This window comes from Bacillus sp. HY001 (assembly GCF_007558965.1).
GTDB lineage: Bacteria > Bacillota > Bacilli > Bacillales > Bacillaceae_G > Bacillus_A > Bacillus_A mobilis.
Genome location: NZ_VLTE01000012.1, coordinates 14,387 through 28,107 on the forward strand (window position 1 = coordinate 14,387; position 13,721 = coordinate 28,107).

The 13,721-nt window shown below is 36.7% G+C and carries 18 protein-coding genes; 1 reads left to right on the plus strand and 17 read right to left on the minus strand.

The window, feature by feature from the left end:
* From yqbG to FOT98_RS08870, 9 genes are all read right to left on the minus strand, one after another.
* A complete protein-coding gene (yqbG, locus tag FOT98_RS08830) occupies nt 1-381 on the minus strand; it encodes a protein YqbG (protein WP_144291005.1) in 381 nt (126 codons plus the stop codon).
* Between the two features lies 1 nt (nt 382).
* Nucleotides 383-706, minus strand: a complete 324-nt coding sequence (locus FOT98_RS08835; protein WP_144291006.1) for a YqbF domain-containing protein — start codon at nt 704-706, stop codon at nt 383-385.
* Nucleotides 707-717: 11 nt separating this feature from the next.
* Nucleotides 718-1,644 (minus strand): phage major capsid protein, encoded by a 927-nt coding sequence (locus tag FOT98_RS08840; RefSeq protein WP_144291007.1) that lies wholly within the window; start codon nt 1,642-1,644, stop codon nt 718-720.
* 28 nt (nt 1,645-1,672) lie between these two features.
* Nucleotides 1,673-2,881, minus strand: a complete 1,209-nt coding sequence (locus tag FOT98_RS08845; protein ID WP_144291008.1) for an XkdF-like putative serine protease domain-containing protein — start codon at nt 2,879-2,881, stop codon at nt 1,673-1,675.
* Between the two features lie 106 nt (nt 2,882-2,987).
* Nucleotides 2,988-3,908, minus strand: coding sequence for a phage minor head protein (locus FOT98_RS08850; RefSeq protein ID WP_186292099.1), 921 nt, complete (start codon nt 3,906-3,908; stop codon nt 2,988-2,990).
* Nucleotides 3,896-5,458, minus strand: a complete 1,563-nt coding sequence (locus FOT98_RS08855; protein WP_144291009.1) for a phage portal protein — start codon at nt 5,456-5,458, stop codon at nt 3,896-3,898. Before FOT98_RS08855 ends, FOT98_RS08850 begins: the two co-directional genes overlap by 13 nt.
* A gap of 2 nt (nt 5,459-5,460) precedes the next feature.
* Nucleotides 5,461-6,942: a DEAD/DEAH box helicase family protein gene (locus tag FOT98_RS08860; RefSeq protein WP_144291010.1), complete on the minus strand. Its 1,482-nt coding sequence runs from the start codon at nt 6,940-6,942 to the stop codon at nt 5,461-5,463.
* A gap of 4 nt (nt 6,943-6,946) precedes the next feature.
* Nucleotides 6,947-7,267 carry a hypothetical protein gene (locus FOT98_RS08865; protein ID WP_144291011.1) on the minus strand — a complete coding sequence of 107 codons (321 nt, stop codon included), beginning with the start codon at nt 7,265-7,267 and terminating at the stop codon, nt 6,947-6,949.
* Nucleotides 7,248-7,487, minus strand: coding sequence for a DNA translocase FtsK (locus FOT98_RS08870; RefSeq protein ID WP_144291012.1), 240 nt, complete (start codon nt 7,485-7,487; stop codon nt 7,248-7,250). The genes FOT98_RS08865 and FOT98_RS08870 overlap by 20 nt, the downstream gene beginning before the upstream one ends.
* A gap of 159 nt (nt 7,488-7,646) precedes the next feature.
* Here FOT98_RS08870 and FOT98_RS08875 point away from each other — a divergent pair, with 159 nt between their 5' ends.
* On the plus strand, nt 7,647-8,483 hold the full coding sequence (locus tag FOT98_RS08875; RefSeq protein ID WP_144291013.1) for a tyrosine-type recombinase/integrase: 837 nt from the start codon (nt 7,647-7,649) through the stop codon (nt 8,481-8,483).
* 4 nt (nt 8,484-8,487) lie between these two features.
* Here the strand turns inward: FOT98_RS08875 and terS are convergent, their stop codons facing one another.
* The 8 genes from terS to FOT98_RS08910 all read right to left on the minus strand — a co-directional run bounded on the left by terS (nt 8,488) and on the right by FOT98_RS08910 (nt 13,700).
* A complete protein-coding gene (gene terS / locus FOT98_RS08880) occupies nt 8,488-9,432 on the minus strand; it encodes a phage terminase small subunit (RefSeq protein ID WP_144291014.1) in 945 nt (314 codons plus the stop codon).
* A gap of 97 nt (nt 9,433-9,529) precedes the next feature.
* Nucleotides 9,530-9,763: a hypothetical protein gene (locus FOT98_RS08885; protein WP_144291015.1), complete on the minus strand. Its 234-nt coding sequence runs from the start codon at nt 9,761-9,763 to the stop codon at nt 9,530-9,532.
* Between the two features lie 139 nt (nt 9,764-9,902).
* On the minus strand, nt 9,903-10,943 hold the full coding sequence (locus FOT98_RS08890) for a DNA cytosine methyltransferase (RefSeq protein WP_144291016.1): 1,041 nt from the start codon (nt 10,941-10,943) through the stop codon (nt 9,903-9,905).
* An 11-nt stretch (nt 10,944-10,954) separates the two neighbouring features.
* Nucleotides 10,955-11,482, minus strand: a complete 528-nt coding sequence (locus tag FOT98_RS08895; RefSeq protein ID WP_144291017.1) for a ParB N-terminal domain-containing protein — start codon at nt 11,480-11,482, stop codon at nt 10,955-10,957.
* Nucleotides 11,483-12,326: 844 nt separating this feature from the next.
* Nucleotides 12,327-12,815 (minus strand): ArpU family phage packaging/lysis transcriptional regulator, encoded by a 489-nt coding sequence (locus tag FOT98_RS08900; protein ID WP_144291018.1) that lies wholly within the window; start codon nt 12,813-12,815, stop codon nt 12,327-12,329.
* A gap of 26 nt (nt 12,816-12,841) precedes the next feature.
* Nucleotides 12,842-12,985 carry a hypothetical protein gene (locus FOT98_RS32285; RefSeq protein WP_186292100.1) on the minus strand — a complete coding sequence of 48 codons (144 nt, stop codon included), beginning with the start codon at nt 12,983-12,985 and terminating at the stop codon, nt 12,842-12,844.
* A gap of 32 nt (nt 12,986-13,017) precedes the next feature.
* Nucleotides 13,018-13,308: a hypothetical protein gene (locus FOT98_RS08905; protein ID WP_260850956.1), complete on the minus strand. Its 291-nt coding sequence runs from the start codon at nt 13,306-13,308 to the stop codon at nt 13,018-13,020.
* Complete coding sequence (locus FOT98_RS08910) at nt 13,308-13,700, minus strand: hypothetical protein (RefSeq protein ID WP_144291019.1); 393 nt, start codon at nt 13,698-13,700, stop codon at nt 13,308-13,310. Before FOT98_RS08910 ends, FOT98_RS08905 begins: the two co-directional genes overlap by 1 nt.
* Nucleotides 13,701-13,721 lie beyond the last annotated feature (21 nt).

Genomic DNA, 13,721 nt, shown 5'->3' on the forward strand with positions numbered 1-13,721 from the left:
CTATATACTCCTCAAACGTAGTTTTGCTGTACCCTTACGCTTCTTGTCTTTGATCCATGTACTTAATAATGATGATACATCCGGTTTCACATAACCATTGGATTGTTCTGAATAATTCCCCATTCTTTGAGATTTCACGTCTTCTACAGACGATTCATCAGAATTTACCAGAGCATGGTATTGCGCTAACTTAAAACATGCAATTTCAACTTCCTCAGGAATTGTTGAATATTTACTCTTATCCTGGAAATCCACTAAAGTTAATGTGAAAATATCATTTTGAGCTTCTACAATATCCATTCGGAGCAGCTTAGGATCTCGCTGCTTTACTTCATCAAATATTGTGTAATCAATAAGTTCCTCTGGTGTAATAATGGCCATATTATTCCTCCTGCTCCTGCAGTTGAAGAATTAAAGCAATACGCTCGTTTTCATTCTTTGTTTCTTGGATAAGGTCACCCTTAGTTAAAGAACGAATAATATCCTCTTGCTCACCTTTAGGAAGCTTCTTCAGAGCGGACTCTGTATGTTTTTCACCATCAGAAAGGGAAGGTGCTTTTTCTTGCTCACCTTCCCTAACTTCAAACATTTTATTACCTTTTAAATAATCATAGGTATCTTTACCGATGGCTTGTTCTACACCATCAATAAAATTATGGCCATCAACCGCATATGATTTACCGCCTACCAATTTAGCAAAATACAAGATTAATCACCTCACTCTTTTACGTTGATGATTTTTGCAACTGCATCTTCTTCTTCAAATTTAGCATCAATTTTAGCAGTTAATACAATAATGAACTTACGCTCACGAATATCTTTATCTACCTCAATGCTAATTTGACGACTCATACCAGTTAAAATATTTTTAGGATGAGTTAAAATGATGTCAGATACCGTTTTCTCAGCTTCATTATACGGTTGCAGCATAGCAATACCCTGTACAGGAACACCATAAGCAGAAGGTAATCCTCCATTAATTGCTGCATCACCTAATGCTGTTTGACGGTTTGACATAGCATCTAAGTATTCAACCTCAATACCTTGCGATGTATAGAATCTCCAGTCTTTTTTGTTACGTAAATATTTTGCTGGCACTGCTTTATACCCTGCTTTAAACACTTCTTTAGCAAACGCTGCTCCTTTATGATCGTAGATGTGAGAGACAGCCTGTTTACGAATACCGTTTATTAATGCTAAATATGGATCAGCTGAAGAAGTATCTCCATTTACAATCAGTTCTTCCCAATCAAGAGCAGCACGTTCTGCAATCATTTGCATAAGCGTATCCTTCAATTTACCTTTTTCAATGTTGTTTTCAAGCGTGTCATAAGTAATATTAACTTCTGCAATTACTTCTTTCGCTTCTAATTTCACAGTACTAGTTTGAGGTACAGCACGATCTTTATCTTCTAGCGCTTTCCCCTCAGTACCCGGTCTTAGAATTCTCGAACCAAATCCTAGCTTTTCAACCTTACGAGAATCTGATTCCATAGGAACGAAACGAGACTCTTTAATGATAGTTGGCGCAGCTTGTACCATTTTCAAAAAGGCGTTCGATTGTTCTGTGTTTAATTTTCCACCTGTCGCTAAATCCGATAGCGTCATAGCAGCTTTTTCAATGATTGTATTGTTATTTAACATATTGCAAATTCCTCCTTATAAGTTCCGATTAAAGTACGCCGTCCCAAACAGATTGAGATTTTTGAATTTCTTCCTCGTGTTTTTCCTCTTGCTTAGAAATCCCTCGTGCAGATTCAAGATCACCAAGACGTTTTTTAATTGGCTCTACAGCTTTTGTAACTGCTGCAGTAACTGATTTTAAGATTTCATTATCTCCCTCTTCTGGTGCAGGTGTTTCTTCTTGTTTTGCTTTTTCTAATTCTTTTAATCGTTCATCAAGTGGCGCAATAGCATCTGTTACAGCTTTTGTAATATCCTCTAATTTCAATTCGTCTTCCTCCTTATCGCTTACGCGTTCAATAATATTTTGCAACGCTGCTTGAGCAGTATCGATATCAGCCATCGTAGCAGCACTGATCTTTTTACCAGCTTTCTCAATTTCTTCTGTAAGAGTAATTGCAGGTCTTGCTTCTAGTGCTTTTGCAATGGCCACGTCACCGCCATCTCGTATTTCTTGAATAATTTCTGTGAAATCTTGAATAGCTTCCAGTAAGCGATCAAAATCAACTGCTTCATTGGTATAGTTGTCCCATCTGGAACCCCAATAAGCGTTCTCCATACTGTCCCATGCAGCCCATACATTACGCAATTGCTGATTTCTAGCGTAATTATCTCTTACTTCACCTTTAGCAATAGAAGCAGTGTTTTCTGTATTAAAAAAAGTCTTCATATGATTCATGAAAGACTTAATAACACCAACTTCTGTTTTAGATACTTCTTCCGTTTCTTCTGTTTCAGCAGTTCCGGCCATACTATAACCTGTAATTTCACCTTTTTGAATTTTCTCCCACACTTCGTCAGTGGCTTTAGTAGCAATAACCCACGATCCTTTTTGGATTGTTGTACCATTGATTTCAAAATCAGCAGGAGCAATATAACTTTCTACTATTTCGCCTGCCCCTGCCGTGAAATCATGCTGCGTATCGATGTTTTGAGATTCTTTCATAAATTCATGAGCAGCTTTCTCAATTTCTGCTGCAGTCATATAATCATTATGGGCATCAGCAACACCCGGCTCATATACAACACCATAAACTAATTTCTGCTCATCTTCTGTTTTCGTTAGAATGGTTACTTGCTTTTGGAATGTAGGGTTGTTATCTGCTGATTTCATTAAAAAGAACTGTTTTTTATTAGCAGCCTTATCTACATAAGAAATGTGTGTTATTTTCGCATTTTTAAGCTCTCTTACCGTCATTTTCTCACCTCCTCTCAATGTCTATTTAATAATCGGTTGGTTATTCCTAATGCACCTGTAACTAAATAAATCCCCACGCCTGTTAGAAATTTTTTTTGATAATTGGTCATGATTTTAATCTCCTCTCAGCAAGATACTCCTGCCGCAGCGCTTCTTTATCTTCTTGGCTTAATCGTAATGTTTCCCCATCAACAACAGGAAACACAACACAATTGCAATTTATCTTCTCACCTGCAGATAGTTTAGGTTCTCTTGGATACATACAGGTTTCATCAGAATCAATAATCTCAAATTCTTCATCCACGGCAATTTCAATACCATCCATTTGCACATGGTTCGCTCTTGGATCTCCTTCTTGCCGATTTGTATGTACCCACAACTTCCCAGTAACAGCAGGACTTTGGCCGTAACTTTCTTGTTGAGCAATACTTAATGCAATTAGTACTTCATTCTTTGCTATAGTAGTAGCCCTGCTTCTGCTGAATGCCCATAAATCCTGTATAGCAGTGGATAGAGCAGTAAGTGTTAAACTACCTGTTATAGCAGCAGTAACCGCCCCTAATATCCCATTTCTAGTAACCAGAAAGAGTAATGCAGCTAATTGTACTCCCCAGGCATTTACATCAGCTTCAGTTTGTTCCGATAGTTCTTCAAATAGAATGTCAGGATCAATAGCTTCCATAATAATTCCACATAAGGCGATAATAATTGAAATCAAAACTTCATTAGACAAATCAGCCATATCACTTTCAAACGTATCGTTTACAAATAGATCGTCTTCAAAAAGTATAAGGATATCCTCTGAAACAATATCCTCTCCTGCTCCATATTCACTTATAGCTTTATTGTAATATTTCAGTTGCTTCCGCAGCAGTTTAGCTAATTTCTTTTCGTATTCTTCAATGAAATCCTGTAGATTATCTGCACCTGGCATATCCTCTGGTAAATCATCTGCAATATCATTATTATCAGTTGCCGATTTTATAATTAGATTCAGCGATTGTAAGGCACGCTCTAACGATTCCACTTATCTCTCACATCCTCCAACGTATCACGTAAATCCTTTAATAAAGTCACTACATCACCATCTAATGACTTTACAATTGGATTCACGGGTAATTCAGGATTAACAGGGTTATTCATCGGGATTGCACCTTTATTAGCCCCTACAATCAATTGCAACGGCTTTTCATCTGCCCCTTCATACGTAAGAGGTTCTAATTCTTTCCCTAAAATCTCACCCACTAGATCCCGTGGATCATTAGGCGTAAGTGAACCATTAGTGATAAATGGTGCAAGAGCTTTCGCTTTTTCAAGTGGATCACTAGACGTTGGTCCTTTCAAGGATATAGATACATAATGTATATCTAGTGCCTGGCAGAACAATGTTGTTAACTTACCTGCTACTACATTTCTTTGAGGTACAAATACTTGTTCCTCTGTCACTTGCTTTGCAGTTTGAGCAGTTGACTTATTATAATCCTGGGATTCTCCAGTATAAAGCGGTGGTAATCGGAAGGACGAACGTAACTTATCGCGCGTTTTTGTATCATATTCCAAGAATAAAGCATCTTGCTGCAACATCTCTGCTAATGACTTTATTTGCACTTTTACAGGAGTTATGTCTTCTTCACCGCGCATTTTCTCCTGGTCAATTCCCTCTGCTTCAAGTAGAAGGAATTTATGAGAGTTCTCCACCCCTTGAATCTCGTTCATATAATTTTCTACAGCAGCATAAGATTCATCAGTTAATTGGCCGTTTTCTACAACGATAGCAGCAGGTACATGTCTACCTTGTTTGAAGTAATAATAATTCAATTCTTCTGCTTTCCTGGCACCGTACAAAGAAATAAGGTTCCCTAAATATCTAGGTTTTCCATATGGAGTTGGACCTATCTTCAGTTGTAAAACCTCAGTCGCTTCATCATCCCCATTATGTTCACTCGTGAATTCACCTGTTTGTGAATTCATAAAGCGCGGATCACCAAACTCTTTAAAAAATGTTTTATTTCCATTTCGTAATTGGACAAACTTCCTAAATTTCTTAGGCATCTTTACCTTTACAGGTTGATTATCACGCATCACAACGAACATAACCTCTACAGGAGTAGTGTACTTCGTTACCCGGACATCCTCACATTCCATATATATAGCAGAGCAAGGTTCTCCTTTTCCGTTCCGTAGTACTTCTATATATCCTGCTCCTGCCTTTTCTCTGTCAGCTAACGCCCAAGATATAATAGTTTCAGGAGTTTCTTCAAAACTAAGGTATTTTAAAAAGAATTTAAGTTTTTCCCACTCTATATCTGCTTTCTTTTGAATTTCTGTTTTGGCCGCTCGATAATCAAAAGAATATTCCGGTGTAAATCCGAAACACGCTATATTAGTTGTCATTGCTTCTATACACTGCTGCAGAATACTAGAGTACTCTGATATTTTTTTAAGCTCTTTAATATTGTGTGGTGGCTGTATAATCCCATCCGTATCATACATTCCACTAAAAGCATCATCATATATTTGTTTAGTGGTAGAGGTTACACCATCAACCTTAACTACCGTCGCTCTTACTTTACTCATTATTATTTACCCTCCCTTCCTTTCCGTTTTCTTTGAGGACGTTTTGAACGATCTCTTTCTTTTGGATAGAATGGAGCAAATGCCATTACTACTGCTTCTGCTCTATCAGGAGATTTTAATCCCCTATCTTTCATCGCCTTTTTAGGTTCTATTTTTATACGACCATCACTATTAATTTGATATTTACGAACAGATAATTGAGCAATCAAATCCTCATCATCTGGAAAAGCTACGAACTCTATACAACTATCCTTGAAATGACCGTACATAACGCTGATAATACATGCATATTCCGCATTACCTTTAGATGCAAAATTAATAGGTATTACATCGATTGGATAATTATTTTCTGCTACAACTTCTCTTAAACGGTCTGTAACACCGCCACCCACTCCTGTATCATCTATTCGTATTGGAATACGTTTCCCTGTTCGTTCGCACCAGGAGAAATATTGCTTTGCTTCTTTTATAAGTAATCCAGTAACATACATCGTATCCCTTTTATGATGTACTTGTAGCGGCAGCACTTTCCACCCTCTTCTTGTTGCAATAATCGTTTCATCAGATCCAAAACGAGCAACGTCGCATCCGATTTCTATGACCGCGGTATCGGGAATAATTTCTTTTATCGTCGATTCTTCTTCTTCATTTTCAATAATTTCAACTTTATATACTTCTCGCATACGTGCTGCCTCTGCAGTTTCTAATGAAATAAATGCATCTGCTTCACCTCGAGGAAATTCGCCCTCTACACGAACGCGGTATACATCTGAACCTTCCCCGTATTTTTGTTTGAGCATTTCAATGTTCTTTTTACTCGTTCGAGGAGAATCTTCACTAGATACTTTGTGAGATTTATATAATGCTCTGTCTTTATTATGAGAATCAAAAAAGACCCCACTTGTTTTAGTCGGGTTTCCACACATAAAAAGTTTATTCTCTGCACCGGATAATGTACCAAGAATGGCTTCCATAATGTCATCGGCTATACCAGAAGCTTCATCTGCAATAAATAGCATATAATCTTCATGGAAACCTTGCATATTTTCAGGACGAGTAGCAGTCTTTGCAGTAGCAAACCAACGATCTTCAAAGCCTTTCATATAAATCTTGGTTTTCGTCCACTTTAGCAAGTCTTTCACTTGAGAACTATTAAGCCATTTCGCAATCTCTGCCCATAGCACATCGTATAACTGTTGTTTTGTTGGAGCAGTACAGATTATTTTTGGATATGGTCTGCAGCAAAGGAACCAAATACAGATCCAGGACTCCATTGCAGTTTTCCCTACCCCTTGGCCAGACCGTACGCTAACATGCGAATGGTTCGCTATATCATTAAGTACTTCTTTTTGCCAAGGATCAGGTTCTACTTCAAGGATATCCTCTACAAATGCCACCGGATCATCTACATATATTTCTAGCAGTTGTGTAATTATATCTTGAAGTACATCTTCCTCTGTTTCTACATCATAGGAAACTGCCATACTATCAATCCATTACACCACTAACAAATTCTTGTCTTGTGTCTTCTGCTACAAGTTCAACATTTAACCTCTTCCAATAACTCTCATCATGGTTGTATTTTTTTAAATGATCTGTACACCAACCGCGCTGTTCATAAAACTTTAGCTCTGATTCATAATCTTCATTCCTAGATTCCTCTTTAAATTCCGATTCAGCAAGCTTTTTTGCTCTATGCTCATTTTCTGCAATTACATATACATGTACTGCAGCATATCCCATAAACCCGTTGGTTACACAATATAGATTCATAACTCTTCGTTTATGTTTATATCGTTTTTTCTTCATTATTGCACCTCATCAATACTTTTCTAGGCATACACGTTTCATACGGAGAAATCACACCATCATTCTCTAAACGATCAATAATGAACGCTGCTACCACATAACCGACTTGAAACTCTCGATCTATTTTATAAAGTGAGGTTGTTTCTGACTGCATTACAAAACATTTTACCTTTTCATAGTAATGTTCAATTAAAGAATGAGTGGTTTCTGTTGTAATCATTTTACAAACCTCCCTCACAAAATAAAAATAATAATTGCGTGTAATTTATATTACACGCTATAATGTAGATAATAGCTGACATAACAATGCAGGTTTACCAATCATATACCTGCATTTATCTACCATAAAATATTGCGTGTAATTAAAAGGAGTGTTTTTATGCATATACTAGATTCATTTATCGATAACGAAAAAGAACATGGAAAAAGCCCCGAAACAATTCGCGGCTACCGTTACAAGCTGCTTCACTTTGAAAAATGGCTAGGAGCAGTTGAAACTGATCTATATAATTTTTCTCGTTCGGATGTTCAGCAATATTTAGATGACCTTACTTCACAAAAGAAAAGTGCAGCTACCGTTAATGGCCATTACGCTGCAATCAGATCATTCTCTCAGTTTGCTAAGAAAACAGATTGCATTAAAGATATTCGTATAGTTAAAGCACCTAACTTATATCGTGAAGCTCCTGTTGCATTAGAAAGAAAAGAAGTACTCCGCATCATGCGAGAAGTAGACCGTAGCAGAAACAAACGTGATAAGGCCATTCTTCTAACTTGTGTATATGCAGGTATACGAGTTGCAGAAATTGTAGCACTCGATAGAGACGATATTAGTTTTTCTGAAAGACAAGGTACTATTCGAGTTCGACAAGGTAAGGGTAATAAAGAACGCATCATACCATTACATAAGGAAGCACGGTATGCCATCTCTGATTATTTAAAATCTAGAGAGAGTACAGCAGATGCTTTATTCCTTAGTAACAGGCAAACACGCATTAGCAAAAGAACAGTGCAGCATATCTGTAATAAGTACGGTGTAAATCCTCACCAATTCAGACATACATTTGTTACTGATCTTGTTGATGCTGGTATCGATGATAAAACCATACAAACTTTAACTGGTCATGAAAGCCCGGCCATGATTACTCGTTACCGTAGCGTTAGACCAGAAGATAAGCAGAATGCTATTGAAGCATTGTATAGAGACCGTGATTAAGCGATTAGGATTCTTTCCTTTTCGCTTTTCTTTTGGCAAATATACTTTCCAAGCTTCCTGCCCACGCTTTCGTTTGTTGTTGTTGATTTCCTGCGCTGCCTTTTTCCTTTTCCCACTTTTCTTCTAAAATAGCGAGCTTTCTTTCTTCAATTTCTAATTTTCGTGGCGTCGTATTAGCTAGAGCATCTAATTTCTCAACTGCTTTTAGCTTTTTATCTTGAATACGAGTCAAGGCTTCTTCATGTGCTAAGACAGCAGCTATTTGATCGCCTTCAGTTTCTTCTATAGATTGCTCTACCATTTCGAATTCTTTAACAGTCATCGTTTTATATTCACCACTTGGCAAATCCTCAACTTGTATCTGCCTTTTGACAGGTGTACGCTCTTTTACGATTCTTCTTTGAACAGGAGTCAATCCTTCGCGTATTGCTTTTATACGTTTCATGATGAACATCTCGCGATACGTATACAGCTGAATCGCATCGATAAGTTCCTGTATAGGATCTATTTCTTCAATTTGAAGCAGCTGCCTCTCTTCTTCATCTAAAGCATCTTGCCACAAACTGCGATATTCTCCCGTTTTAACCGCATTAGAATTACGTAATGGAGCAGCGCCACCTTTGTTACCAATAGCATTTTTATTACCTAGTTTAGCACCAGGACCGCCCTTGTTGCCCACGGCATTTTTATTACCTGGTTGGGCCCCTTTTGATTTAGGAGCGTTCCTTTTACTAATAGGAGCGCTCTCTTTTGATTTAGGAGCGTTCCCTTTTAGTTCATTCTCTAATTCTTCTTCCCAATTATCTTGAGATTTCCATTTTCGAATGGTATTAGCAGGTATTCCGATTTGTTTTGCAATATCTACTAATTTATTTTCGTTACCGCTTTTTTCATTGTTAATCCATATTTTTTTAGCTTGATCCCGTCTAGGATCTCTTTTTCTAGCCATCTCTCATCTCACCACCTCCTCACCAGAATTCGAGTTTGAGTTTGTTTTATTAAATTCACCTTAAAGAATATGCATGACTTATTGCCTGACCCTCAAATTATAGGTCTTCATTTCGTAGTTTCTGTTCCAATTCTAAAAGCCGTTCTAAATCACTTACGGACTTAAATTCTATACTTCCATCACGTAGGCACTTATACCACTGAGCAATAGCAGATTGAACTACCTTTTTATACTTTTCACGATTTTCTTGCTCTGCTTCATAGTCCTCTAATTGTGACTGCAGCAATACCTTATCTGCATCTTCTGAAATAAAATGTTTAGTGTTTTTCATTGAAACAATCCCCGCTTCTGTTTATGATAGAAGTCGAGATAGTGGTCAACCAAAAACGTGGCCACGTAATATCCACTATCTCTCTACAAGGGATTGTTCCTTTGTACATGAAAAAGAGGAGTATTCGGGTGCGATCCGTTTACTCCTCTTTATTTTTAAACCATTGTATATAAATTTGTTCCGCTATTTTCTTAGTCATTACTGGTGGGACACTCATACCACATACATATTGAGGATTAACATCACCAAAATCATAATCCCTTGGGAATGACTGTATTTTAATAATATCTGCTACAGATATTTGAAACGGTTCATCATAACGAATATTAATCCCGCCAGCTGTTAATGTAGATGGCACTTCATGATTCTTTACAAATACCGTATTAAAATTAGAATCTTTCCCCTCAATACGTTTTGAAATATCCCCCATATTTTTATCAGACGGCGTTCGTTTTAACCATCTGCGGTACGTCTTTGTTTTAGGATTTATAGGATTACCTTTTCCGCTACGTATATCCCCATATGGAATAGGTACTTCATTGAATGATAATTTTAGATCAGGTAAATTTAATTCTCGTCGACGCGCAATGAAGAATATGCGTTCTCTCCTTTGAGGAACACCCATAGTTGCTGCATTCAATTTAAACAGTTGTACATCATATCCAATATCCTTAAATCCTTGAATAACTTCTTTTACGTACCCTTTTGCTTTTCCTATAATCATTCCCGTTACATTCTCTGCAACAATGACCTTAGGCTTTAATTTCTCTGCTACTTCAATAAATTCAAAGAATAGATCGTCTAGCACTTGTTTCGCTTGTCCCTCTCGAAAAGCTTTCTTAACTCCCCAGGCTTCTTCTCTTACACCTGCAGTAGAAAATGAAGAACACGGCGGTGAACCATCTAATATATCTAAATTAAATAGTTCTGCAGGCAGTTCCTTATTAGGGATATCTTTAAACTCTCTAATATCCATACAATACGAATAGCGCGGCTTATGATTATTCCGATATAGTTCAACCATTTGAGGATCTATATCACAATTACCTAGCACTGTACACCCTGCTAATTTATAACCCATAGTGGAGCCACCACCACATGCAAAACAACTAAATACATTTAGACTATTCTTCGGAATGAATTGTAAATCCGCTAACTTCCAATCGTACTCCCTTTTCATTATTCCACCTCTTAATCAAAATGGAATCCGCATTTAGGACAAGTATGATCGAAATTATTTTCCGAATAATCGTCTAAATTTAATTCCTGATTTTCACGCACTTTAGCTTCACCAAACTCTGTCTCTGCTGCAGCATCTATTTTAAGAAGTTCTGCAAGTTCATTTTCATCAAAACCAGTGATTTGCAAGTCCGCTCCTGCTTCTGCTAGATCCTGTAGCAATTGCTCTAACTTATATTCATCCCATTCGCCCTCTACCTTGTTAAGTGTGATATTTAAGGTCTTTTCCTCAGTATCATCTAGATTAACAACTGAAACCTCAACTTCAGTTAATTTCATCTCATTTACAAGAATTTTAAAGCGCTGGTGTCCTCCAACTAAATTACCGGTTCTTTCATTCCATACTAGCGGTTGTACATATCCGAATTGCTCAACTGACTGTTTTAACTTTTCATATTCTGCATCTCCCGGCTGTAAATCAATTCGGGGATTATATGGTGCAGGATTAATTTTATCCGTTGGTATTCTTCTAATATCCATTCCATATCCTCCTACAAAACATGAAAAGGAGCCCTATTATTTAGAGCTCCTTTTCTTCTCATATTATTATGTGAGATTTTATACCTCTTTGAACCAATAGCACTTTATTACTAAATAAATGAAGGCTGGCTATTAGCTCAAAGAGAGACAAAAGTCTCTCCCTGTTAGTTGAAGATTCTGTTCAAGTAACTTAACAAATTAAATGGCTGTGTGAGTTTTTACTATAAAATCAAAATTGTGAAAGTGTGAATGAATTAAATCTATATCCTAACGACTTGAAATCAAGAAAAACATAAATTCATTCAATCCACAACCACCATTTTTGATCCATATAGTTCCGTTCTAATACATATTTCTGAAGGAGATTTCCTACTACTATATCGGCCGACGTTCCAACATAATAGCATTCTAAAATAGTACAAGATGGCATTTTGTAACATTTGAGAGCAAGAAGGGGACGTTCTCACTCTCAATAGGATACAAAATCTATCTTTTTGAAAAAGGAGCCCCATTATGAAGCTCCTTACCTGTTTTTCGTACTTCTCGCATAATATAAAGGGATTGCTAGAGTTGAGGGTACGGGGCTGACGCACCCTCCATATATTCTTTTAGAATACATTCATTAAAAGGATATATGGAGAGGCATGTAGTTGCTTAGTCAAGCGAAAAACACCTACATCCTCAAAGGTTCTGGAGGGAACCAAGTAGCAAACAGTTCGTCTTTTTAAGTTATTTTCTCTACAATATCATAATACCACATTCAGAATGTATTCTTTAAGCATATTTTCTGCCGTTTTTCTGCATTTGAACTGTAAATAAAAAACACCCCTTATTTTGGAGTGTTTTAATCTTTTTTCAAATACTTTAATAATCGTAAGTTAGCAGCTAATTTATAAAATGCATCTGATTGGATATTATAGAATGTGCGCTCTGATACATCTAAAAAATCTTCGTAAATCTCTTTATCTATGTAATCCTCAAAATCGAGGTATTTTTTCACAATTAACGTACGTTCTCTTTGACTTAATCTATTTACCGCACGCATTATTCTTCCCATGAATTTTTTACGTTTATCATTTCCCTCCATATTACGAATGACAGTATCTTCTGTGCTACTGTGAAATGAATTCGAAAACGTTGGCGGAGCAATATTATAGCTTGGCGTGATCTTGGGTAAATTCTCTTCTTCCATCTCATACATATACATTTTGTATTGATATAGTTCTACCTCTACTGCTTCTTTTGTAGCATCTCTATCAATTTCTTTTAACATAGAAGAAATTGATTTCTTTTTTCTTACTCTTCCTATTTTCCCAGTCTCAGTTACGCTCATTTCTAATATTGCCCCTTTCTCAATATCTATCTAATTACATGGATTGTTTTCCCGCTATATCGTGGATTATACGCACCCATGAGGTATTTAATATCATGCTCTGTTAATTTTTCTTGTTGAGGTTTCTTTTTCTTTCTTTTTCTCTTTTTATTAATCACTCCTGGTTTCATACAGCTTACCTCTTCCCCTTACGAATTTTTATTTACGTAGTCCTGCTGTACTTTCTTTTAATACCGTATCTTTTCTTAAATAACTCTAATTGCCTATGGTCCCATCCCCACATCTCTCTAATACTGCTTGCGCTATGTCCTGCTGCAATTAATCTTTCATAATCTGCTTTTGTATGAGTTGGCCGCTCTTTTTTGATTTTCTGTAATTCTTCATCACTTAGCTTGTACTCAATTAACTTGCTAGGCAATCTATCTATATCTTTCGCAAAACGCATTGGACCTAATTGACGTGTCGACTTGGACCCTCTGTAAAAAAGGACCATTATCGGTTTCTCCGCTTCCACTTACTCCAATTCCTCTGCTGCGTCTTCTTTTTATTAATAGATAATTGACGATTAATAGAGTAATTGCCCTTAGACTCTATAGAGCGCATAGTATTTTCTACTGCTTCTTTTACAACTTTTACATAGTTCTGGTATAGTTCCTCGGGTACGTTTCTTTTCTGCGCTACTTCTTTTTCAAAATCAGAAAATAATTTGCTACTTTTAGAAATTACATGATCTGTTCCTGCTTCACCTATAGTAACTGGACTAGTTCCTGTATATATTCCCCCATTTGCTTTATCTTTAGGTTGCGACACGGTGTTAACAATTGCTTTTATATTTTTCGTAAGGTTATTAAGTCCTCTTGAAATAACTCCTATAATTCTATTCATACCTATCAACCTTTCTATTAA